Genomic DNA, 24,274 nt, shown 5'->3' on the forward strand with positions numbered 1-24,274 from the left:
CGAAGCGCCCGCTGGAGACCCTCATGAGATTATGTGACCGCGATATCGAAGCCTGGCTCGATAACGGCAAACTGGGTATCGATCCCCGCCCACCGGTAGAACGTATTAACGGTGCCACTGTTGATGTGCGCCTTGGCAATCAGTTCCGCACGTTTCGCGGTCACACGGCACCCTTTATTGATCTGAGTGGTCCGAAAGACGAAGTGAGTGCGGCGCTGGATCGCGTGATGAGCGATGAGATTGTGCTGCCGGAAGGGGATGCCTTTTATCTGCACCCTGGCGAGCTGGCACTGGCCGTGACGCTGGAGTCCGTGACGCTGCCGGACGATCTGGTCGGCTGGCTCGACGGACGCTCTTCCCTGGCACGACTCGGGCTGATGGTGCACGTTACCGCACACCGTATCGATCCGGGCTGGCAGGGCCGGATCGTGCTGGAGTTCTATAATTCAGGTAAACTCCCCCTGGCGCTGCGTCCTGGGATGCTGATTGGTGCGCTCAGTTTTGAACCGTTGTCCGGCCCCGCGGCAAGACCTTATAACAGTCGGCAGGACGCGAAGTACAAAGGTCAGCAGGGCGCAGACGCCAGCCGTATTGATAAAGACTAAGCTTAACAGCAACGCGGCCAACGTCTCTGCGGGTTGAAAGAGTGGGGTTTAAGGAGAAGGCATGAAAAGATTTATTACCACCCTTGCCATCTTACTGGTGGTGATGGTGGCTGGCATGACCGCGCTGGTCGTGCTGGTTAATCCTAATGATTTTCGCGCCTATATGGTTCGCCAGGTTGAACAGCACAGTGGCTACCAACTGGCACTGAATGGCGAGCTGCGCTGGCACGTCTGGCCGCAGCTCAGTATTCTTTCCGGCCCGATCACCCTGACGGCGCCGGGTGCCACCCAGCCTGTTGTCAGTGCGCAAAATATGCGGCTGGATGTTAATCTTTTACCGCTGCTTTCACACCAGCTTTCCGTTAAACAAGTGATGCTCAAAGGTGCCGTGGTGCGGCTGATGCCGGACAGTGAGCGCCAGCGACCGTCAGATGCCCCGATAGGCCCTGATGATAACGACGACGCCTCACCGGTCAGTGATATCACCCATGGCTGGAAATTTGATATTGCTCATCTGCGTATTGCCGACAGCTTACTGGTCTGGCAGCAGAGCAACGGCGAACAGCTTAATGTGCGTGATTTTAACCTCTCCCTGGATCAGACGCAGCCGCGCCTGGCGCATCTGGCCCTGAGTAGCCGCATTAACCGTGACCAGCGTGAACTGCAGATCAGTATGGAGAGCGATCTGGATATTACCGATTACCCACGGCGTCTTGATGCCGTGATTAATCAGCTTGATTACCAGATGAAAGGCGCTGATCTTCCTCGTGAAGGGGTAAAAGGCAGCGCTCAAATGAAAGCGACATGGTTGTTGCCGAAACAGCAGTTCAGTCTGGCCGATATTCAGTTCAGCGCTAATGACAGTCAGCTTACCGGTAATCTCTCGGGTTTCATGAGCCCACGTCTTCAGATCAGCGCAGATCTTCACGCTGCCACTCTTAACCTTGATGCTTTACTCGGTCTGAATGAGGTCTCATCCGGGAGCTCCACCGGTGCAGACCAGCGTTCCGGACCTGCGCCGGTGGTGGCGGCCTTGCCCGAGTATGACAATGCCAACTCTCCGCTGAATGCCATAGACGGTAAGGTCGGGCTGAGTGTTGATGCGTTACACTGGCGTGGCGTGCAGATGAAAAATGTTCAGCTGGCGGCAGTGAATAAAGCCGGATTGATGACGATCAATACCTTCAGGGGGAATATCCCTGGCGGCAGTTTCTCGCTTCCCGGCACCATCGATGTGCGCAGCGCACAAACTAAAGTGACCGTGCAACCGGATCTGAAACAGTTCGCCCTCACTCCTCTGTTAAAGAGCCTGGAACTGCCGGATAAAGTGAGCGGTGCGATCTCCCTGACCGGCAACTTTGCGGGAGAAGGTTTGTCCGTTGACGACGTTAAGCGTCACTGGCAGGGTAGGGCCGATCTGACGGTTAAAGATGCGCAGTTTGCCGGCCTGAACCTTCAGGAGCTGGTTCAGCGCGCGGTAGAAAATAATAACAATAATGTGGAAGGAAAGCGGAGCGACGGTCAGGCCAACCTTCAGCAAATTACGGGATCAATGGCCCTGAAAAATGGGGCATTCACTTTCAGTCGTCTGGATGCCCATTCCGGCACGCTCAACTATACCGGTCAGGGGACGATTGATGTGGTTAACCGGGCGCTGGATTTCCGCTTTGGCGTAACCGTGACGGAAGGGTGGATGGGTGACAGTACGTTGATAAAGCGTTTACAGGTGACGCCCGTGCCGCTTCGTATTTACGGGCCGTGGTCGGGTATCAATTACAACCTGACCGTAGACCAGGTACTGCGCGGTCAGTTACGTGACGAAGCGCGAGAACGGCTGAAAAAGTGGATAGATCGTAACCCGGAAAGCGATAAAAATAATGATGCGAAAAAGGTGCTGAAGGATCTGTGATTCACTGTCGGGGCTGACCAGTTTACCGGGTCGGCCCCAACAGTGAGTTGCTCCGGTCAAGATTATCCTTCGTTGTTATTCGGGATAATCTGGACTTTTTGTACCCGGTGGTTTTCAACCTGTAAGGTGCGGAAAAGATAGTCCCCGACCTGCACCTCTTCCCCTTGCTGCGGTACATGCTGCAAATGCTCCATTAACAGTCCCGCCAGTGTATTGTATTCACGCTTCTCATCCAGCGGCAGCGGCAGATGCATAGCCAGGTCATCCAGCGGCATATGGCCGTTGGCCGTCCAGCTGCCGTCAGCATTTTGCTGAATGTCATGGCGGGGGTCGAGCTTTTCCCCCTCATTCGGCAGATTACCGGCAATGGTTTCCATCACGTCACTCAGCGTGACAATCCCCTCGACGGAGCCAAACTCATCCACCACAAAGGCGAAGTGGGTTCGCGCGGTGCGGAACTGTTCAAGCGCAGGGAGCAGTGTCAATTGTTCAGGGAAGACCAGCGGCTGGCGGATGAGCCCGCGAAGGTCAAGGTCATTGCCATGCAGTGCCTGTTTAAGCAGGTCAATCACATGAACGACACCGAGAGGTTCATCGCTGTTCTCGGTGATGATCAGACGGGTATGTTGATTGTGATCGAGCCGGGCCATGATAGTTTCCGGGGATTCTGCCAGATCTATATGCTCTATATCATGCCGGGAGGTCATAATGCTGCTGACGCTGCGCTGACCCATGGCCAGCACGCGTGCAATCATCATGCGTTCCTGCTTGTTAAAGATAGCCTTGCGTCCGCTGCTGTCTGCCACCAGCGAAGAGGTTTCCGTATCCAGTTCCGCCAGCTCATGATGGCCCCGCAGTAGCCTGAGCACGGCTTCTGCCGTTCGCTTACGCAGTGGGGAACGGGCGGAGAGAAAACGGCGGCGGTTAAACTGTGCCAGCTGGTTCAGCGCTTCGATCACCACCGAGAAACCAATCGCCGCGTACAGATAGCCTTTGGGAATGGAATAGCCAAAGCCGTCGGCCACCAGGCTGAAACCGATCATCAGCAGGAAACTGAGACAGAGAATAATGATGGTCGGGTGACCATTCACAAAACGGGTGAGGGGCTTACTGGCCAGCAGCATCAGCAGGATGGCGATAATCACCGCGGCCATCATGACGGCCAGATGGTCAACCATACCGACGGCAGTAATCACTGAATCAAGGGAAAATACCGCATCCAGCACCACAATTTGCGCCACCACCGGCCAGAACCGTGCCCCCCGTTTTTGCGGCCCCTCTTCTTCATCTTTCCCTTCCAGCCGTTCATTCAGTTCCATTGTCGCTTTAAACAACAGAAAAACACCGCCAACCAGCATGAGCAGATCACGGGCGCTGAATGCGTGTCCGCTGAGGTTAAACAGCGGGGTAGTCAGCGACGACAACCACGAAATGGATGCCAGCAGCGCCAGCCGCATCAGTAACGCCAGCAGCAGGCCCGTGACGCGCGCACGGTCGCGCAGTGTGGGAGGGAGCTTCTCCGCCAGGATGGCAATAAATACCAGGTTATCAATACCCAGAACCAGTTCCAGCAGGACTAACGTGACCAGGCCGGCCCAGATTGACGGGTCGGCGATCCATTCGAACATTATTTTCACCTGAAAAGCATAAGTAATGATCAATGATGAGTCGGAATCGACACCATTTCAACCGCTAATCTGGGCATATAGCCTCATGGCTGGCCGCAGGGTAGAGGAAAACATCAGGAGTGACGGATAAATAACCGCAGGTGCCGAAATTCTTAAACTGTTTCTTTTCAGGAATAATCGTATAGGGCCAGATTGATTAAAGAGTAATACTTATCACCGGAATACAGCGACGTAAGATTAATCTTATTTTTAGGCAGGGAATTAATCTTGAATTTACTTTATGAGGAGTATGGGAATGAGCGGTACTGACGCAGCATTAACGTAGTCTTAATCCTAAAAGAAGGTACGGGCGCGGGGAGCCTCTTGTAAACAGGCCAGTTATAACTAGTATAGCAACGTGTTACTGAATGTCTGCGTGGATGTTGAATTTAGCGCAGTGCAGGCGGGTCCAATGTTGATTTATGTGAATGAAGACACATTTCCGCTGAATGAACGCTAAAGCCTGCCGTGTGAGATGGCAGGTAAACAACATGAAACGGCAACATTTTACAGCGCATTGGCAGCTACAAGCCAGGGGCGGTAGCGTGTCCTGACGAGTCTTGAGACTGTTCAGGAAGCGCCGCGGAACAGTAAACGTTCATGTTGATTTTCTTGCCAAAATCTCTAGCCGCTATGCCAGCTACGATGACCTTTTTGTCAGACTCCCTAAATAAGTTTCCTGTGTAATAACTGATGGGTTGACTAAATACTCATCTCACCAGGTCAGAGACCAATAAAACACAGGCTTTCTAAGATAAAATTAAGAGTTAACTATGCGCGATATTGAATTTACCTTTAAAGGGTTGTTAATAAAACTGTCATTAGCTCTCTCAGATCTCATCTGTTTTAATGCAGCACTGGCCGTGGCCATTTTGCTGATTAATAGTTTCCCTGGTGATATTCTGTCAGAAATTCCTTCTGTTGATCTCAAATTGACGATAGCCACACATATTATGCTCTCCATTGTTTGTGTTGGCTGGTTCTGGGTGAGATTACGTCATTATACTTACCGCAAGCCTTTCTGGTTTGAATTAAAAGAAGCATTGAGAACGGTTCTGGTATTTTCCGTCATTGCTTTATCCATTAGCGCATTATCCAAATGGGAACTCTCCCGCTGGATTTGGGCATTAACCTGGCTGCTGGCCATGGTGATGATACCCGTCGGTCGCGCCGTGGTGAAACGGGTGCTTAACCGTAAGAACCTGTGGAAGAAGCAATCCATTATTCTCGGCAGCGGTAAGAATGCGGAAGAAGCCTGGCAGGCGCTGCAGAGCGAAGAAGTCATGGGTTTTGATGTCGTGGCTTTCTTCGACGTTGACGGCAGCCAGCCAGCGCATGAGCTATTTGGTGTGCCGGTCATTAAAGATGAACAGGCACTCTGGGCGCTGGTGAACAGTGAGACACAGTTCATTGTGGCGGTGGAATATGAACAGAGTCAGTCACGCGACCTGTGGCTGAAAAACCTGGCCAAACATAACTGTCGTTCGGTCTCGGTTATTCCTTCATTACGTGGTGTGCCGCTTTACGGTACGGACATGGCCTATATCTTCAGCCATGAAGTGATGATCCTGCGTGTGAATAATAACCTCGCCAAGCGAACGTCACGTTTCCTGAAGCGTACTTTCGATCTCGTGGGTGCCCTGAGCATTATTACCATGCTGCTGCCGGCATTAGCCGCCCTGATCTTTATGGTCTCCCGCGATGGTGGTGCGCCAATTTATGGCCACGAACGCGTTGGCTTAAATGGCCGCAAATTTAAATGTCTGAAGTTCCGCTCAATGGTGGTGAACTCGAAAGAGGTGCTGGAAGAGGTGCTGCGCACCGATCCGGCCGCTCGTGAAGAGTGGGATAAAGACTTTAAGCTGAAAAATGACCCCCGTATTACACGCGTAGGGCATTTTATCCGCAAGACCAGCCTGGATGAATTACCGCAGCTCTGGAACGTGGTTCGCGGTGAGATGAGTCTGGTGGGGCCACGTCCGGTGATTGAAGCCGAACTGGAACGCTATGCGGGTGATGTTGATTATTACTTTATGGCCAAACCCGGCATGACGGGTTTGTGGCAGGTGAGTGGACGTAACGACGTGGATTATGAAACCCGTGTCTACTTCGACTCATGGTACGTCAAGAACTGGTCACTGTGGAACGATATCGCCATCCTGTTCAAAACCGTTGGTGTGGTGCTGAAACGCGATGGGGCTTATTAAAACGGAGCCAGGGGGCTGACAGATAATGACCAACAGATACAGTGCCTGATTTGAGCAATGAGCAATTCTTAGACGCTACACAGCGGCGGTCTCGCCACTATCATTCACATTACTGATAGCGATGAACTAGATGATTACAATCAAAACTAAATTGATTCCCCTGCTGGTTTCAGCAGCGTTCCTTTCCGGTTGTACTATCGAACCGGGTAGCCACCTTTCCACTTCGGGTAAAGATGTTGTCAAACAGCAGGACAGTGATTTTGACATTGATAAATACGTCAATGTCTTCCCGCTGACACCGAGCCTGGTTGAGCGTATGCGGCCAAAACCGGTTGTTGCTCAGGCAAATGACGCTCTGCAGCGTGAACTGCAGTCGTATGAGTACCGCGTTGGCGTGGGCGATGTCCTGACCGTCACCGTCTGGGATCACCCGGAGCTGACGACGCCATCCGGCCAGTACCGTAGCGCCAGTGACACCGGTAACTGGGTTCATTCTGACGGCACTATCTTCTATCCGTATATCGGACGGGTGAAAGTGGCCGGGCGGACGGTACAGGAGATCCGCGACGAGATCGCCCGTCGCCTGGCCCAGTACATTGAAAGCCCGCAGGTTGATGTCAGCATCGCCTCGTTTAAATCACAAAAAACCTACGTAACGGGTGAGGTGACCACCTCCGGCCAGCAGCCGATTACTAACGTGCCGCTGACCATTCTTGATGCCATCAATGCCGCCGGTGGCTTAACCGCGACCGCTGACTGGCGCAACGTGGTGCTGACGCACAACGGACGCGAGCAGCCGATCTCCCTGCAGGCACTGATGCAGAACGGCGACCTGTCGCAAAACCATCTGCTTTACCCGGGTGACATTCTGTATGTACCGCGTAACGACGACCTTAAAGTCTTCGTGATGGGTGAAGTGAAACAGCAGGCCACCCTGAAAATGGATCGCAGCGGCATGACGCTGTCCGAAGCGCTGGGCAATGCACAGGGCATGGATCAGACCGTCGCCGATGCAACGGGCGTGTTCGTTATCCGTCCGACCAAAGGGCCTAACCGCAGCAAGATCGCCAACATCTATCAGCTCAATACGAAAGATGCCGCCGCGATGGTAATGGGAACCGAATTCCAGTTAGAACCGTATGACATTGTTTACGTCACCTCGACGCCTCTGGCACGTTGGAACCGCGTAATTTCGCAGCTCGTTCCGACCATAAGCGGTGTTTACGATGCGACACGTACCGTGCAGACGCTTCATAACTGGTAACCGCCGGGAAACATTATGATTAATTCAATCTTAGTTGTTTGTATCGGAAACATCTGCCGTTCCCCCACCGGGGAACGGCTGCTGAAATCCGCACTCCCTGAGAAGAATATCGCATCCGCGGGACTGGGGGCCATGGTAGGCCAGGCTGCTGACGAGACTGCCAGCAGTGTGGCCGCAGAACGTGGGGTGTCACTGCAGGGGCATGTGGCACAGCAGCTCACTTCTGGCATGTGCCGGGATTACGATTTAATCCTGGTGATGGAAAAAAAACATGTCGACCAGGTCTGCCGCATCAACCCTTCCGTACGAGGCAAAACCATGCTGTTTGGTCACTGGATCAACCAGCAGGAAATTGCCGACCCGTATAAAAAAAGCCGCGATGCCTTTGAGGCCGTGTACGGAATCCTTGAAAACGCTGCCCAGAAATGGGTCAACGCATTAAGCCGATAGTTGGGATGATCCATGAAAATAAAAAGTAAGGCACCGTCAGCGCCGCAAGACGATTCGAACGGGTTCGATCTGGCGCATCTTGTGGGGCAACTTATTGACCATCGCTGGATAATTGTTGCGGTTACCGCACTGTTTATGCTGATGGGTACGCTGTACAGCCTGTTTGCCACACCTATATACAGTGCGGACGCGATGGTGCAGGTTGAGCAGAAGAATGCCAACACCGTACTGAATGACCTGACGCAGATGATGCCGAACGCGCAGCCCGCGTCAGCGACTGAAGTTCAGATTGTGACGTCACGTATGGTGCTGGGTAAAACCGTGACCGACCTCGGTCTGGATGTGCTGGTGCAGCAGGATTACTTCCCGCTTATCGGTAAAGGCCTGTCGCGCATGATGGGCGGAAAGCCGGAGCAGATTGCCGTTTCGCGCCTGAAAGTACCGGCCGTATGGGATAAGCGCCAGTTGACGATCGAAGTCAACGGACCGGACAGCTACACCGTGAGCAAAGACGGTGATGAGCTGTTTAAAGGCAAAGTGGGTCAGTTCGAGCAGCACGGTGATGTCACTATGCTGGTCAGCGACATTAAAGCGGATGAAGGTACCAGCTTCACCGTGACAAAACTGAGCGACCTGCAGGCCATCAAACTGATTTATAACAATCTGACCGTTGCCGATATGGGCAAAGACACCGGCGTGCTGGGCCTGACCTATACCGGGGAAGATCCGGTATTGATCAGCCAGGTGCTGAACCAGATTATCAATAACTATCTGTACCAGAACGTTGAGCGTAAGTCTGAAGAAGCGGAGAAGAGTCTGGCCTTCCTGAAAAATCAGCTGCCGGAAGTGCGCGGTAAACTGGATCAGGCAGAAGACAAATTGAACGTCTTCCGCCGCCAGAATGACTCAGTGGATATGTCGCTGGAAGCGAAGTCGGCCCTCGACTCTTCCGTCAGCATCCAGAGCCAGCTGAACGAACTGACTTTCCGTGAAGCTGAAGTGTCGCAGCTGTTTACCAAAGACCACCCGACCTACCGCGCGCTGCTGGAAAAACGTCAGACGCTGGAAAACGAGCAGAAAAAGCTGAACGGTAAAATCAGTCAGATGCCGCAGACTCAGCAGGAAATTGTGCGTTTAACGCGTGATGTGCAGGCCGGGCAGGAAATCTACATGCAGCTGCTGAACCGTCAGCAGGAGCTGAGTATCAGCAAGGCCAGCACCGTGGGTGATGTCCGCATCATCGATCATGCGGAAACGGCCGGGACACCGGTGGCACCGAAGAAACTGATGCTGATTGTCGCCAGCCTGCTGGCCGGTCTGGTGGTTTCCGTCGGTCTGGTGCTGCTGAAAGCGCTGTTCCATCACGGTATCGACAATCCGGAGCAGCTGGAAGAACTGGGCCTGAGCGTTTATGCCAGCGTTCCGCTCTCCGAGTGGCAGCGTAAGAAAGATGCGGAGGCCCTGGCCAAACGTAATCTGAAAGGGAAAACCGACCCGCATAACAGCCTGCTGGCGTTGGGTAACCCGACAGACCTTTCTATTGAAGCGATCCGCAGCCTGCGTACCAGCCTGCACTTCGCCATGATGGAAGCGAAAAACAACATTCTGATGATCACCGGTGCCAGTCCGGGAATAGGTAAAACCTTTATCTGTTCTAACCTGGCGACGCTGGTGGCGAAAGCCGGTCAGAAAGTGCTGTTTATCGATGGTGATATGCGCCGCGGCTATACGCACGAACTGCTGGGTGCCGAGAGTAAAACGGGCCTGTCCAATATCCTGTCAGGTAAGACGCCGTTCACACCGGATTTAATCCAGCACGGCGACTTCGGTTTTGACTTCATTGCGCGTGGACAGGTGCCACCGAATCCGTCAGAACTGCTGATGCACAGCCGCATGAACGAGCTGCTCGAGTGGGCCAGCAAGAATTATGACCTGGTGCTGATTGATACACCGCCGATTCTGGCCGTCACCGACGCCTCGATTATCGGTAAGCTGGCCGGAACCTCGCTGATGGTGGCACGTTTCGAAACCAACACCCTCAAGGAAGTGGAAATCAGCTACAAGCGCTTTGCCCAGAACGGTATCGATATAAAAGGGGTTATCCTCAACGCCGTCGTCCGTAAGTCAGCCAATGCCTATGGTTACGGCTATGACTACTACGACTACAGCTACAAGCAGGATGCGAAAAGCTAATAACCCTGAGGAACCTTTATACCCCGTGGGTAAAGGTTCCTTTTTTTCTGGTGAATCTCTGTTTGTGACCGTTTATAAAGGTGCCTGGCAATGAAGGATATTTTCTTCTCGATCGTCATTCCTGCATATAATGCATCCGAATCTATCGTGACGACGCTGGACTGCGTGGCAGCCCAGAGTTATCAGCATTTCGAAGTGATCATCATTGATGATAAGTCTGCTGACGCAGAGCAGTTGGCCGCGGTGGTGCAGTCAGAACGATACCGCCATCTCAACATCAACCTGGTGCTGTCGCAGGAGAAGCTGAACGGTTCCGGCGCGCGTAATAAAGGCATTGAGCTGGCGACCGGGGACTATATCAGCTTCCTCGACGCGGACGATGAGTGGCATAAAGATAAGCTGGCAGAAAGCCTGAAGCTGATCCATCAGCTGGAAGGGCAGGGGAAGCAGCGGTTTATTATTTACAGCCAGGTGAACATTATTCAGGACGGTGAATTCCTGAAAGTGCTGCCGTTACAGCAGGTCGGGCGTAACGAAACCGTCGCCGAGTATCTGTTTGGCTGCTACGGCTTTATACAGACCAGCACCATTGTGCTGAAGCGCGAGTACGCGCAGGAAATTCGTTTTGATCAGAAGTATATCCGCCATCAGGATTACGACTTCTGCATTCGCGCCGACAAACTCGGCTATGCGTTCTTTATGATTGATCAGCCGCTGGCTAACTATCACCTGGTGACAAAGTTTGGCTCAAAGCATAAAGGCGAGTCGGTAAAATACTCGTTCTTCTGGCTTGAAAACATGAAGCCGTATCTGACCCGGCGGGATATTCACACCTATAAAGCGTATAAGCTGCCGCTGCGTTACAAGATGGACGGGAAATCCCTCCAGGCCAGCCTGAGCTTTGCCCGCTACTTTTTCTTAACCAATAAAGATAACCGCACCTACTTCCTCAACCGCGTAAAAGACAAATTACGGGCGCGGCTTGGCGGAAAGTAACGTGACCAGAAGAATAATAATTGGGTGGGAAACTCTATGGCAATATATTGGATAGTCAGTTACAGCATACTGATTTTATGCTTCTTTGAACTGGCGACCATCAACCAGGCGAATGAGCCAAAAATGAAGCGCGTGACCACCTACTTCTTCTTTATTGCGGTGGTGGCGTTGATCATGTTTGCGGGTTTCAGGGGCCCGAACTCCGGTATTGATGACTGGCAGTATCTCGGCTTCTTTAATGATTTCTCCCGTCAGACCAGTATCAGTGGTTACGAAACCGTAGCGGATATTTACCGCTATGAGAACCTGTTTATGCTGCTGGCGTGGGTGCTGTCGTGGTTTACCCATGAAAGCTACTTTTTCCTGCTGTTTATCGCGTTTATTGCGGTGTCGACTAACGCCTGGCTTTTTAAAAAGTACTCACCGCTGATCCTGTGTTCGCTGTGTCTTTACTCCGCGCACCTGTTTATCAATAAGGATATGAATCAGATCCGCTTCGGCCTCTCCAGCGCCTTTGCGGTTGCCTGTCTTTGCTCGGCGGCAGGGCGAAAGTATTTCGTGGCGTTGGTCTTCCTGGTGTTAAGTACCCAGTCCCACTCCACGGGTTACGCTGTGCTGATGGTGGCGCCGTTCCTGTTCCTGCGTGAGCGTAAATACTTTGGTATTGCGATGGTGCTGGCGGCGATCCCGCTGGGGCTTATCGGCGGGAAAAAACTGTTCCTCGATTCTCTGGGTATTGTGCCCGTTATCGGTGACCGTGCGATGGGCTATAGCGGGACGGTGTTTGATGCCGCCTCGCCGGTGTTTGGCCTGGCGAACTTAAAAAATATTGCGTTTATCGCTTTCTTTACCGTGGTCTATTTTAACCGGCCAATTAAACCGGAAGACCGGGTCGCCTATATCCTGTTTATCGCCTATTCAGCCGGGGCGGCCGTGCGCATTATCTTCTCCGATTTCTCTATTATCGGAGGGCGCGTCGGTAACCTGTTCCTGCACTGTGAGCCCTTGTTGCTGGCGTTCCTGATGACGCGCATACGAAATCCGCTGCTGAACTTTGGACTGTTGTTTGCCATGACCTCTTATTATCTGGCGTATAACACCATCCTCTCCGTGCAGTCGATTAATGGCTACAGCATTGCACCGTTGTTCCGTCTCTTTTAACGTCCGGGCCGGATTACCGGCCCGGAGGATCACTATCACTTAATGAATGACTCAGATTCAGGGTATCAGATGAATAATCAAATCGGCACGGTAGGGATTATTATCCCGATGTACAATGCGCGCGCGACCATTTTGCGGGCGGTACAGTCGGTGATTGATCAAACCTATACCGACTGGCGGATTTATCTTATTAACGATAAATCTACCGATGACTCACTGGAATTTGTGCAGCAGCACTGTACCGATCCACGTATTACCATCCTCAGCAATGAGGTGAATCGTGGCGCAGCGGAAACGCGCAATGTCGGATTGATCGCAGCGACCGAGCCGTTTATTGCTTTCCTTGACAGCGATGACGAATGGGCTCGCGACAAACTGATGTTGCAGACCGCCCAGCTTAACGCCGGGCATGACCTGGTGATCAGCGATTATCGCTACCAGTCGCGCAGCAAAGCCTATGATGTTCGTTACGGAAAGTCACTGTTGATGAAAGATAATTTCGTTAAAAAGCAGTTCCGTATCTGTTTCTCTTCCGTCTGTTACCGACGCCCGGCGAAGCCCGTGCTGTTTAAGAAAAAAGGGCATGAGGATTTCCTCTTCCTGTACGAACTGTTTGACCAGTATAAGCAGGCGCGGGTGATTGATAAGAATCTGGTGACCTATTATGAAATGGGGAATTCCCTGTCGCGCAATAAAAATAAAGCGGCAAAGTGGCACCTGGACTTACTGAAATACATCTATAAAAATAATCCGCTTAAAGTTTATTACTACTACGTCTGGTACATGGTTAACGGCGTGTTATTTACCCTGAAGCATCGTTAATCTGAGGTGATGAAGACAATGAAAAAAATCGTACTGGTCATCAAGGATGCTTATTCCTATGCCGGAACTGAGAATATCTGCAACTTCATGTCAGAATGCTTTGGTGAGCAGCATGAAGTGACCATCTATTCGCTGGAAGGGTCAGGGAAACCGTTTTATCCTTTCAACCAGGTACAGCAAATTGTCAGCTTCAACGGTGAAAAAAATCCCCTGAAGGCGGCGGTGAACAAGATCCATCAGCAGCAGTTTGATGCGGTGTTTCTGATCAGTATGGGCCGCCTGAGCGTGATGTTTGCGCTCTACAGCATGATGTCGATGAAAAAGAAGCCTGCCCGCGTTTACGCCTGCGAGCACGTGGCGATTAACTCCTTCAGCAAACCGATCAAACTCCTCAAATACCTGGCGCTGCGTTACTACGATCGCGTGATCGTGCTGACCGATAAAGACCATCACGTATTTAACGGCTGGAATATTCCCAGCAAAACCATCCCCAATCCTGTGGTGTACAAAAATCTTCAGCGCACGCAGCGTCACTATCAGGCGCTGGCGGTGGGCCGTCTTGATCACCAGAAAGGGTTCGATCTGCTGCTGGACGTCTGGCAGGGGTTTGTGGCAACCCACCCTGACTGGAAGCTGGTCATTGCCGGCGACGGTGAGCTGAAGGAGGCGCTGGTGGCCCAGGCTGCCCGGCTGAATATCAGCGACAGCGTCAACTTCGTTGGCCGCGTCAGCAATATCAATGATTACTACCGCGACAGCGACATGGCACTGATGACCTCGCGTTACGAAGGGCTGCCGCTGGTGCTGCTGGAAGCCAAGTCATGGTCGTTGCCGGTGGTTGCCTATGACTGTCCGACCGGACCGCAGGAAATCATTAACCATGAGAAAGATGGCTTCCTGGTGGCGATGAACGACAGGGCGCGCTTTATCGACTGTATGAACCAGCTCGCTCATGACGACGCCCTGTTCTATGCCATGAGCGCGGCAACCCAGACCACGTCGCGCAAATTCGACGGCAAAGTGATTAAAGAGAGCTGGCTGTCCCTGCTTTAAGGACAGCACAGGTTCCGCAGTGAGTATCTCTGGACATCTGTTCCATGCCTGCTTTGCAGGCCCAAAAAATTGACCACGGGATAACACCAATGAAAAGAAGAGAATTACTGACGGCGTTCTCGTCGATTCTTGCCGGGCTGTCTGTCAGCTCGTTTTCCAGCGCCGCAGCGAAAAGCGAGCCTTCCCTGGCGCTGAAAGGGATCGGACCCGGCGAACTGCCTAAGGGCGATGTACCGATCCTGACGCCGGAAAATGTCTATACCATGCCGGATCAGTTCTGGAAGAATTTTAACGGTAAGCTCTGGATCGGTAAGGCGGGGGCAGACCCGACTCAGCCAGGCAACCTGATTAACCTCTATCTGCGCGATGCCTCCGGCAAACTGTCGCAGGTACAGCAGCCGGTGGCGCTGAATAAAGGCAGCTTTGAGCAGTTTATTGCCGACAATGCCGCCCTGATCGCTGACCCTTCCCACTCGATGGCGGTCGTGGACGATGCGGGCAACACGCTGTTTAACATCCCGGATGTGACCCGGGGGGCGAATAATTTCAGCCAGCGCCTGGCGCAGCCTGCGGGCTATCAGCTGATTGGTGAAATTGCCTCGGTCGACGATCTGCGGAAAACGCGCCCGCTGTTCAGCGGCGCTAAAATCAAGCTGAAAAGCTGGCATGAAGGGCTGGAAGTGGGCGGCGGCGAATTTGTTGGCACGCTGGAAGCCGCGAAGGACGACGGCGGCGTGACAATCTCCTCCGGAGCGGATTACCACTGGCGTCGCGTGGTGGAAGATTTTAACCGGCTGACCCTGTTTGATTTCGGTGCCATTGCCGACGGTAAAACGGATGCTGCCCCGGCGATAAAAGCCATGTACCAGTGGGCGCAGGACGCCAGCCAGCAGATCTGCCTGCAGTTCCCGGCGGGGACGTTCTTTGTCAGCGGCTGTGATTTTTCCCGCGAGCAGACCCGCTTCTTCCGCGTCTCCGGGGCAATGGTCAACTTTGGCTATTTCCCGGCGACCACCATTGTCTCCGACGGCGAGTCTGACTTTGTCTTTAAGGTTAACACCCGCTGGGTAGAGGTCAGTAACCTGCAGTTTAATGGCCGTACGGATACGCAGGCGAATAAACAGGGCTTCTTCGACAACAAATGTGAAGGCGGCCAGTATTTCCGTGGAGCCTGTCTGCGCTTTGTACGCGTCGGCGGCACGGCGATCAGTCTGATGGATACCCTCGACTGTAAAATTGACCAGTGGTATGCCCTGCGCTGCAGCGGCGATGTCATTAAGTCGGTCTGGTCGAATGCGCCGAAGGGCAAATGGGACCACAGCACCGCCATCGAACTGTCCAACTTTAACGCCCAGTACTGTACCGACGGCAAGGTGCTGAACCTGCAACGCTGCGGGCAGTCGCTGATCCACAACGGCTGGATTGAACATACCGAATTCCCCGGGGATATCTCCAACGGACAGTGGATTATCGATGCCCTGAGCCTGGAAACCTGTAAAAACCCGCTGATTGCGCATAATTCGCGCCTCAACATGCGTCAGACCAATCTGCAGGCCGGAAGCTGGATCGATAACTCGCTGGCGGAAGGCGAGTGGCTGGGCGCCTGGGAGCGGGGATCAACGCGCGTTGAGTCTTACGGTATCGCCGTTGATGGCAGTATGAAATACAACTACCTGACTTCGCGTTTCCGTATTGAAAACAACACGGCGCAACAGAAGTGGGTTGAACTCGGCAACATTTATACGCCGGACGTGGGTGATGCGTGGGAGATCGAAATCTTTGGTCAGTCTTCCTTCAGCAATGGCAGCGGCAGCACCCCGCTGAATAAAGTGGTGGGCGACAAAACAACCGGCGGCAGGGCGGTGATCAGCCTGCAGCGTAAAACGCACAAATTTGAAGCCGCCTGGCATGCCGAAGGTGCCAGTCCGGTGCTGGACGTGATGATTGAAACCCCGCATGACACGGATGTGCGCGTGTTTGTCAAAATCGACGGCTGGGTGGCCTCTGCCGGCGTGCTGATTAAGACCACGGCGAAAGACCGTTTTAAAACCGGTCGCTGCGCCCGTTTCGACAGCAGCATGGCCTTCGGTCAGCCGCCCTCAGGGAAAGACGTCAGCCGCGCCAGCCAGCGTTTCAGTCTGCACAACGGTAAGGCTGGCATCGGGGCGAATGAAGCAGGGGATCTGCTGATGGCCTCTCGACCGCTTACCGCAGACCAGGTGAATACCGATCGCCCGGAAGGGTATGTCTCTGTCGTGCTGAATGGCCGTCAGGTTGCCATCCCTTACTTTTCGCTGAAATAAGCGTCAGCTTGGCGTTAATACCAGGGATTTTCAGAGTTATCAGGCTGTTTTTCCAGGGCAAGGACAGGCAGCCTGTTTTACATGATTAGAGTGAATCGAACGCATTTTGGCATTTTATAAACAATAAGACTTATTAATTAATCACTTATTGGCTAATTAGGCCTGTAAAAAATTACAAAAATTTTTCTGGAGTAGTTATGAAGATTTTATTAGTTGGCAATCATACATGCGGAAATCGCGGGGATGGCGCAATTTTACGCGGAATTATTGATTCGTTAAATCTGGCAAGGAACGATCTCGATATTGATGTGATTAGCCGTTATCCAACCAGTTCTGGTTATCTGCTCCAGCAAGATATTCTGCCTGATGCCCTTTTTCTGGAAACTAAAAAGGGAAAAAATAAGCTGGTCGATAAGATTAAGCGTCGACTGATGCCAAAGATCATGATGGCCCACATTGCCAATCGGGGGATTTTCAAGCTTTTCCCGGTGCCGGATTATCTCCAGGCTTTCAGTGATAACCTGAAGCAATACGATGCGATTATCCAGGTCGGCGGCTCGTTCTTTGTCGATCTGTACGGTCCACTGCAGTTCGAACATTCACTCTGCGCGTTGCTGGCAAAAAAACCGATCCACCTGATTGGCCACAGTGTCGGGCCGTTCCAGAAGCCGCGTTTTAATGAGATTGCGAATTTCGTGTTCGACCGCGTCGACAGTCTGGTGCTACGTGAGAGCGTCAGCCTGGAGATGATGAAGCAGGGCGGTATCACCACCGGGAAAGTGGTAAAAGGTGCTGATACCGCCTTCCTCGTGCGGGCACGTGAGGTGGCGGAGCCGGGGCATAACCTGGTGCACTGGCAGCAGGTGATTGGCCAGCAGAAGACCATCGCGATCACCGTGCGCGAGCTGGCTCCGTTTGATAAGCGTCTGGGCGTGACTCAGCAGCAGTACGAGGCGGCATTTGGTCGCGTGATTAACGCGATGATCGCCCGTGGCTACCAGGTGGTGGCGTTCTCTACCTGTACCGGCATCGACAGCTACAACAAAGATGACCGCATGGTGGCGATGACCCTCAGCGATCACATTGATGAGAAAGATAAATATCATGTGATCATGGACGAGTTTAATGACCTTGAGCTGGGCATTCTGCTGGGCCAGTGTCACCTCACCATTGGCACCCGTCTGCACTCCGCGATCATCTCCATGAACTTTGGTACGCCTGCCGTGGCGATTAACTACGAGCACAAATCTCTCGGCGTGATGAACCAGCTGGGCCTGCCGGATATGGCCAGCGATGTGAAAAGTCTGATGGATGGCAGCATTATCACCCGCGTGAATAATGTGCTGGATAACTACGATGCGGTGAAACAGCAGGTTGACCTCGCTGTGGAACAGGAACGGATTCTGGGTAACCGTATTACCGACGACGTGGTTAAACGCTTAGGGTGAACCCATGAAACTGACATTCTTCACAATGCGATTTCCGGTTTCCTCTGAAACCTTTGTACTGAATCAGGTCACGCATTTTATTGATATTGGCTACGACGTCGAGATTATCTCGGTGTTTCCTGGCGATCTGGTTAACCGTCACGGGGCGTTCGATCACTACAACCTGGCAGAGAAGACTCACTATCTGCTGCCCGAGGAGAAGGTCAGTAATGCCGATAAGCTGAAACAGCGTCTGCAGATTGTCCTGCCAAAGATCCTCAATACGGCCACCTTAAAATCCTTCAACATCGGGCGCTACGGCGCCCAGTCCAGCAAGCTGCTGTTGCCGGCTATTGTTGCCGCTAACAAAAAGCCGTTCGTGGCGGATGTGTTCCTCGTGCACTTCGGCTACGCCGGCGCGCTGGCCAACAAACTGCGCGAGCTGAATGTGCTGCAGGGCAAGCAGGCCACGGTATTCCACGGGGCGGATATCTCCCGCCGTCATATCCTCGACGAGCATAAAGAGGACTATGCGCGCCTGTTTACCCAGACTGAACTGCTGCTGCCGATCAGTCATCTGTGGGAAAACAAGCTGATTGCTATGGGCTGTCCCCCGGAGAAAATTCACGTTACGCGGATGGGCATCGAGCCGGAGAAGTTTAATCTCAAAATCCGTGACGCGCTGCACCAGCCGTTACGCATACTTTCCGTGGCGCGCCTGACCGAAAAGAAAGGGCTGGGGGTGGCGATTGATGCCTGCAAACTGCTTAAAGCCCAGGGCGGCAAGTTTGAATTCACCATCGTCGGCAACGGCGATCTGGAAGCATCGCTGCAGTCAATGATCGAGGCCGCTGACCTGAATGACTGTGTGAAAATGGTCGGGTTCAAGCCGCAGGAAGAGATCAAACGCTATCTGGATGAAGCCGATATCTTCCTCCTGCCTTCCCTGACCGCAGCTGACGGCGATATGGAGGGTATCCCGGTGGCGCTGATGGAAGCGATGGCGGTGGGATTACCGGTCGTCTCCAGCGAGCACAGCGGTATTCCCGAGCTGATTGAGCACAATGTTTCCGGCTGGCTGGCCCCGGAAGGGGATGCGGAGGCGCTGGCGGCGATCCTGCTGAAGCTGTCACGCGGTGAGGCGGATGTGGCGCCCGTGGTTATCGCTGCCCGTCAGCGGGTGGAAACCGAATTTAACCAGCATATTGCCTACCGTGAGCTGGCAGAAATTCTGGAGCAATTAGCGTGAGTAGTTTAAAAAATCAGGCCGTATGGCTGTTTGGCGGTACCTGTTTCGCTGCGGTGTTACAGGTCGTACAGCTGGGGGTGCTGGCACGCAAGCTGGAAACGCATGAACTGGGTATCCTGGCGATTATCAATGCTATCCTCGCGGTGGCAATGGTCCTGCAGGATATGGGCATGAGCAGCTACATCGTGCATCGCCAGAATATTACCCGCAAAGAACAGAGCACCATCTACTGGGTGAACGTTCTGCTCAGTCTGCTGACCGGGCTGCTGCTGATAGCGATTGCCTGGCCGATTGCCCATTTCTATCATATTCCGGAGCTGACCGGGCTGATCATGCTGACCAGCATCAACTTCCTGGTGCTGGGCTCACTTTCGCAGTATCAGGCCCACTTTGTTAAAGCCAAACGTATGGTGCTGCTGGCTAAGATAGAGATGGTCACCAAGTTCCTGGCATTTGCGCTGACGGTTGGGCTGCTTTATTACTCGCCACTGAACGTGTCGGCGGTGATCCTCGGTCTGTTTGCTAATGCCGCCATGCGTATTCTGTGCATGATCTGGTTTGGTGAGAAGTCCTGGCGGCCTACCTTTGAATTTGATAAATCCACCTTTTTCAGCTCGATGAAATATGGCGTTTATCAACTGGGTTCGCAGACCATTAACCAGCTGCGTACTCAGGCTGACTCGCTGATTGTCGGTAAAGTGATGGGGGCCGAGATGCTGGGCGTCTACTCGCTGGCCAAGGAACTGGTGCTGCAGCCGCTGAAGCTGGTGACGCCGGTGATTAACCGCCTGGCGCTGCCGCGCTTTGCCGAGAAACAGCATGAGCCTGCCCAGCTGCAGAAACTGTTTCTGAAGGGCACGTTCATGATTATGCTGTTCAGCAGCCTGATGTATCTGGCTATCGGCATTCTCTCACCCGTCGTGGTACGCCTGCTTTACGGTCCGGCGCATGAGGCGGTGGGGCATCTCATCCCGCTGATGCTGCTGTTCGGTATGCTGCGTCCGATGGGGGGGCTGACAGGGGCGATTTCTCAGGCAAACGGCCGGACCAATGTCGAGTTCTGGTGGAATGTCGTGGCGAGTATCATTGTCGTTATGGTGCTGGCAACCACCTGGATCTGGCCAAATGTCTGGTACGTGGCGCTGACGCTGTCGATTTCACAGGTGCTGATCTCGGCCTTTGCTCATCCGTTCTTCATTAAGCCGGTGATTGGCATTCCGTTTATCCCCTACGCACGTCAGTGGATGTCGGTAGCGCTGGTATTTACCGGCATCATGGCACTGGTCAGTTATTTTAATCTGTTCATCAGGCCGGAATGGTTCACACAATGGCTGTAACCCGGTAATAAATATAAGGTCACCCAGCGGGTGGCCTTTTTTATTGCTGGCCCTGGCAGATAATTTTTCAGATAAAGATTATACTTGTGAATCATCTCTTTATTGCATAATCAGTCAACGTTTTTACTTCATTTATATGGAAACACTATGACCAAGCTTAAAGCAGTTATCCCGGTTGCGGGTCTCGGTATGCATATGCTCCCTGCTACAAAAGCCATTCCTAAAGAGATGTTGCCTGTTGTCGACAAGCCGATGATTCAGTACATCATCGATGAGTGTGTGGCGGCGGGTATCAAGGAAATTGTTCTGGTCACCCATGCCTCCAAGAATGCGGTTGAAAACCATTTTGATACGTCTTACGAGCTGGAAGCCCTGCTTGAAGCGCGTGTAAAACGTCAGCTGCTGAGCGAAGTGCAGTCTATCTGCCCGCCGGGTGTGACGATCATGAACGTTCGTCAGCCGCAGCCGCTGGGCCTGGCCAACTCCCTGCTTTGCGCCCGCCCGATGCTGCACGATCAGGCCTTCGTGGTGGTGCTGCCGGACGTGCTGCTGGACAACGCCAGCGCCGATCCGCTCCGTTACAACCTGGCCGCGATGGTGGCCCGTTTTGAAGAGACCGGACGCAGCCAGGTACTGGCGCACCACATGCCGGATGACGATCTGTCTGAATATTCTGTGATTACTACCCAGGAGCCGCTGGACTTCCCGGGCAAAGTCAGCTCTATTGTTGACTTCGTGGAGAAACCAGAGAACCCACAGACGCTGAACTCCGATCTGGCTGCGGTAGGGCGCTACGTCCTGTCTGCGGACATCTGGGCGGAACTGGAGAATCTGGAACCCGGGGCGTGGGGCCGCTACCAGCTGACCGATGCTATCGCTAACCTGAACAAGAAACAGCCGGTTGATGCGCACCTGCTGAGTGGCGACAGCTTCGACTGCGGGCGTAAACTGGGCTACATGAAAGCCTTCGTCACCTGGGGCCTGCGTAATCATGCTCAGGGCCGTGAGTTCCGCGAAGAAATTCAGAAAATCCTGGCAAAATAAACGTAATCGATGAGGGCCGCGTCCGACGTGGTCTGAAGGAGTCAAGATGGCTATTTTAGTAACGGGTGGGGCAGGTTACATCGGTTCTCATACGGTATTGTCATTACTGCAGCGCGGTGATGACGTGGTGGTACTGGACAACCTGAGTAACGCCTCTCGTGAGTCGATTCGCCGCGTTGAACAGCTGACCGGCAAGACCGCGACCTTCTGTGAAGGCGATATCCTTGACCGGGCCTGTCTGCGCGATATTTTTGCCAGCAACCCCATCACTGCAGTGATCCACTTTGCCGGCCTGAAGGCGGTAGGGGAGTCCACCCGTAAGCCGCTGGAATACTACCAGAACAATGTCACCGGTACGCTGGTGCTGCTGGAAGAGATGCGCAGCGCCGGGGTCAATCAGTTTATCTTCAGCTCTTCGGCTACCGTATACGGTGCTGATGCCCCGGTTCCCTATGTGGAAACCACGCCGATTGGCGGTACCACCAGCCCTTATGGCACGTCTAAGCTGATGGTTGAGCAGATCCTGCGGGATTACGCCAGGGCGAACCCGGAATTTAAAACTATCGCGCTGCGCTACTTTAACCCGGTGGGCGCACACGAGTCGGGTCAGATTGGTGAAGATCCAAACGGCATCCCGAACAACCTGCTGCCCTATATTGCCCAGGTTGCCATCGGCCGTCTTGAAAAGCTCGGCATCTTCGGCGGGGACTATCCGACCAAAGACGGTACCGGTGAGCGTGATTACATTCATGTGATGGACCTGGCGGAAGGCCATCTGAAAGCGCTTGACCACATTGCTTCCGTTGAGGGTTATAAAGCCTACAACTTGGGGGCAGGGGTAGGTTACTCCGTGCTGGAGATGGTCAAGGCGTTTGAGAAAGCGGCCGGCAAAGCCATCCCTTATCAGATCCTGCCGCGCCGTGATGGCGATTTACCGGCCTTCTGGGCGGACGCATCGCTGGCAGACAAAGAGCTGGACTGGCGCGTGTCACGCGGTATTGACGAGATGATGCGTGATACCTGGCACTGGCAGTCTAATAACCCTAATGGGTATCGTTGATCGCCTGATTTTTTAACGTTAATCACAAAACTCCCGCATCAGGGAGTTTTTTGTTTTATCCACTTTAAGTGTTTTAGTTATTTTGATAATGCTCACATATACATAGACTACCGTAAAGGCGTGATTTATCAGCTTCTGCTTAAAAAGCGTGCACTTTTAAAAAGTAATCTGTTTAAGAGCTGTGCAATTGAAATGTTAAGTCAAAATCCTGACAGATTATGCTTGAACCGCCGCGGGTGAAGTATGAGAATTGCGACTGTTTGTGTCAGGACATGTGTGAAACTGTTTCTGGGAATTTTCCTGGTAAAAATGGACAAGTCTCCTAACATAGTCAGACTATGCTTATTGAGGACGACTGCGAATGGAGCGATCTGGCAGCTATAGTCAGGGGCGGTAGCGTGGGGGTCCGTAAAAAACACACACTTATACTTCGTGAGCGCGGGTACAGATATGGAAGATATCGTTCTCCTTTTTGTCGGGGCAATGACGCTGCTGTTTATCGCGCGTAAAGTGGCCCGACGTGTTGGTTTAGTGGATAAACCTAATGCCCGTAAGCATCATCATGGGAATATTCCCCTGGTGGGCGGCGTGTCGGTCTATTTTTCGCTGTGGCTGATCTATGCCCTGCAGCCCGGATGGCTGCCTGAATTCCCTGCTTATATGTGCTGCATCACGCTGCTGCTGATCGTGGGGGTGCTGGACGACCGCTTTGACCTTCCCGTGGTTCCCCGCATGATCCTGCAGGTTGGCGTGGCCGTTATTATGATATGCCAGGGGCTGTATCTGTCCTCACTGGGTAATGTCCTGTTCGGCTATCCGCTGGTAATGGGAACGGCAGGGTATCTGGTCACCATTTTCGCGGTTATTGGTGCTATCAATGCTTATAACATGGTGGATGGCATAGACGGCCTGCTGGGCATGCTGGCCAGTATTACCTTCTGCTTTCTCAGTATTATCTTCTTTATGGGCGATCGCGAAGACCTGGCGATGTGGTGCCTGGCGCTGGTGGTGGCCTGCCTGCCGTATATCCTGCTTAACCTGGGGATCCCGTGGGGGAGAAAGTTTAAGGTCTTTATGGGCGATGCCGGCAGCATGCTGATCGGCTTTACCGTGATCTGGCTTCTGATTATTGCCTCCCAGGGGCAGGACGCCGTGATGCGTCCGGTGACGGCGCTGTGGATCATTGCGCTGCCGCTGATGGACATGATGCGGGTGATGATCTCCCGGCTGCGTCGCGGCTACAGCCCGTTCCGCCCCGACCGTGAGCATTTACACCATATTCTGTGCCGTACCGGGTTTAGCGGGCGCGGCACTCTGGCCATCATGACGGCCGGACAGGTACTGACAGGCATGGCCGGTATCATCCTGGAAGGCTGCCATGTTTCTGATAACTGGCAATTTATGCTGTTTATTTCCACCTTTCTTTTCTTCCTATACGCGGTGAGGTCTGTTGAAAAAGTAAAGCACCCCGCCGAATGCAGGGAAGGCAGTGAAATCAGCGTACAGGTCGGTAATCCCCGCCAGTGA

Annotated in this window: 18 protein-coding genes; 17 read left to right on the forward strand and 1 reads right to left on the reverse strand. The window is 53.1% G+C overall.

Annotated elements, in window-relative coordinates; translation table 11 throughout:
- The first annotated feature begins 23 nt into the window (after window positions 1–23).
- Window positions 24–605, forward strand: coding sequence for a dCTP deaminase (gene dcd / locus K6L24_RS07460; RefSeq protein ID WP_062742834.1), 582 nt, complete (start codon window positions 24–26; stop codon window positions 603–605).
- 61 nt (window positions 606–666) lie between these two features.
- Window positions 667–2,514, forward strand: a complete 1,848-nt coding sequence (gene asmA / locus K6L24_RS07465; RefSeq protein ID WP_137269462.1) for an outer membrane assembly protein AsmA — start codon at window positions 667–669, stop codon at window positions 2,512–2,514.
- A gap of 62 nt (window positions 2,515–2,576) precedes the next feature.
- Here the strand turns inward: asmA and K6L24_RS07470 are convergent, their stop codons facing one another.
- Entirely contained in the window at window positions 2,577–4,142 is a 1,566-nt protein-coding gene (locus K6L24_RS07470) for a TerC family protein (protein WP_062742832.1), read from the reverse strand.
- 812 nt (window positions 4,143–4,954) lie between these two features.
- Here K6L24_RS07470 and wbaP point away from each other — a divergent pair.
- From wbaP to wecA, 15 genes are all read left to right on the forward strand, one after another.
- A complete protein-coding gene (gene wbaP / locus K6L24_RS07475; protein WP_062742831.1) occupies window positions 4,955–6,388 on the forward strand; it encodes an undecaprenyl-phosphate galactose phosphotransferase WbaP in 1,434 nt (477 codons plus the stop codon).
- A 130-nt stretch (window positions 6,389–6,518) separates the two neighbouring features.
- Window positions 6,519–7,652 (forward strand): polysaccharide export protein, encoded by a 1,134-nt coding sequence (locus K6L24_RS07480; RefSeq protein WP_062742830.1) that lies wholly within the window; start codon window positions 6,519–6,521, stop codon window positions 7,650–7,652.
- Window positions 7,653–7,667: 15 nt separating this feature from the next.
- Complete coding sequence (locus K6L24_RS07485) at window positions 7,668–8,102, forward strand: arsenate reductase/protein-tyrosine-phosphatase family protein (protein ID WP_062742829.1); 435 nt, start codon at window positions 7,668–7,670, stop codon at window positions 8,100–8,102.
- Between the two features lie 12 nt (window positions 8,103–8,114).
- Entirely contained in the window at window positions 8,115–10,295 is a 2,181-nt protein-coding gene (gene wzc, locus K6L24_RS07490) for a tyrosine-protein kinase Wzc (protein ID WP_062742828.1), read from the forward strand.
- Between the two features lie 90 nt (window positions 10,296–10,385).
- Window positions 10,386–11,291 (forward strand): glycosyltransferase family 2 protein, encoded by a 906-nt coding sequence (locus tag K6L24_RS07495; RefSeq protein ID WP_062742827.1) that lies wholly within the window; start codon window positions 10,386–10,388, stop codon window positions 11,289–11,291.
- A gap of 36 nt (window positions 11,292–11,327) precedes the next feature.
- Entirely contained in the window at window positions 11,328–12,452 is a 1,125-nt protein-coding gene (locus K6L24_RS07500; protein WP_062742826.1) for an EpsG family protein, read from the forward strand.
- A gap of 69 nt (window positions 12,453–12,521) precedes the next feature.
- Window positions 12,522–13,274 carry a glycosyltransferase family 2 protein gene (locus K6L24_RS07505; protein WP_062743095.1) on the forward strand — a complete coding sequence of 251 codons (753 nt, stop codon included), beginning with the start codon at window positions 12,522–12,524 and terminating at the stop codon, window positions 13,272–13,274.
- 18 nt (window positions 13,275–13,292) lie between these two features.
- Window positions 13,293–14,327: a glycosyltransferase family 4 protein gene (locus K6L24_RS07510; RefSeq protein ID WP_222682119.1), complete on the forward strand. Its 1,035-nt coding sequence runs from the start codon at window positions 13,293–13,295 to the stop codon at window positions 14,325–14,327.
- A gap of 89 nt (window positions 14,328–14,416) precedes the next feature.
- The gene (locus K6L24_RS07515) at window positions 14,417–16,630 is read left to right on the forward strand and encodes a phage tailspike protein (protein WP_062742824.1); all 2,214 of its coding nucleotides are present in this window, start codon (window positions 14,417–14,419) and stop codon (window positions 16,628–16,630) included.
- 197 nt (window positions 16,631–16,827) lie between these two features.
- Window positions 16,828–18,078, forward strand: a complete 1,251-nt coding sequence (gene wcaK, locus K6L24_RS07520; protein ID WP_062742823.1) for a colanic acid biosynthesis pyruvyl transferase WcaK — start codon at window positions 16,828–16,830, stop codon at window positions 18,076–18,078.
- Between the two features lie 4 nt (window positions 18,079–18,082).
- Complete coding sequence (locus K6L24_RS07525; protein WP_222682120.1) at window positions 18,083–19,306, forward strand: glycosyltransferase; 1,224 nt, start codon at window positions 18,083–18,085, stop codon at window positions 19,304–19,306.
- Complete coding sequence (locus K6L24_RS07530) at window positions 19,303–20,643, forward strand: lipopolysaccharide biosynthesis protein (RefSeq protein WP_062742821.1); 1,341 nt, start codon at window positions 19,303–19,305, stop codon at window positions 20,641–20,643. Before K6L24_RS07525 ends, K6L24_RS07530 begins: the two co-directional genes overlap by 4 nt.
- A 147-nt stretch (window positions 20,644–20,790) precedes the next feature.
- Window positions 20,791–21,687: a UTP--glucose-1-phosphate uridylyltransferase GalF gene (gene galF / locus K6L24_RS07535; protein ID WP_062742820.1), complete on the forward strand. Its 897-nt coding sequence runs from the start codon at window positions 20,791–20,793 to the stop codon at window positions 21,685–21,687.
- Between the two features lie 46 nt (window positions 21,688–21,733).
- The gene (gene galE / locus K6L24_RS07540; protein ID WP_062742819.1) at window positions 21,734–22,747 is read left to right on the forward strand and encodes a UDP-glucose 4-epimerase GalE; all 1,014 of its coding nucleotides are present in this window, start codon (window positions 21,734–21,736) and stop codon (window positions 22,745–22,747) included.
- A 450-nt stretch (window positions 22,748–23,197) separates the two neighbouring features.
- Window positions 23,198–24,274 (forward strand): UDP-N-acetylglucosamine--undecaprenyl-phosphate N-acetylglucosaminephosphotransferase, encoded by a 1,077-nt coding sequence (gene wecA, locus K6L24_RS07545; RefSeq protein WP_222682121.1) that lies wholly within the window; start codon window positions 23,198–23,200, stop codon window positions 24,272–24,274.

The organism is Erwinia persicina, from assembly GCF_019844095.1.
Classification (GTDB): domain Bacteria; phylum Pseudomonadota; class Gammaproteobacteria; order Enterobacterales; family Enterobacteriaceae; genus Erwinia; species Erwinia persicina.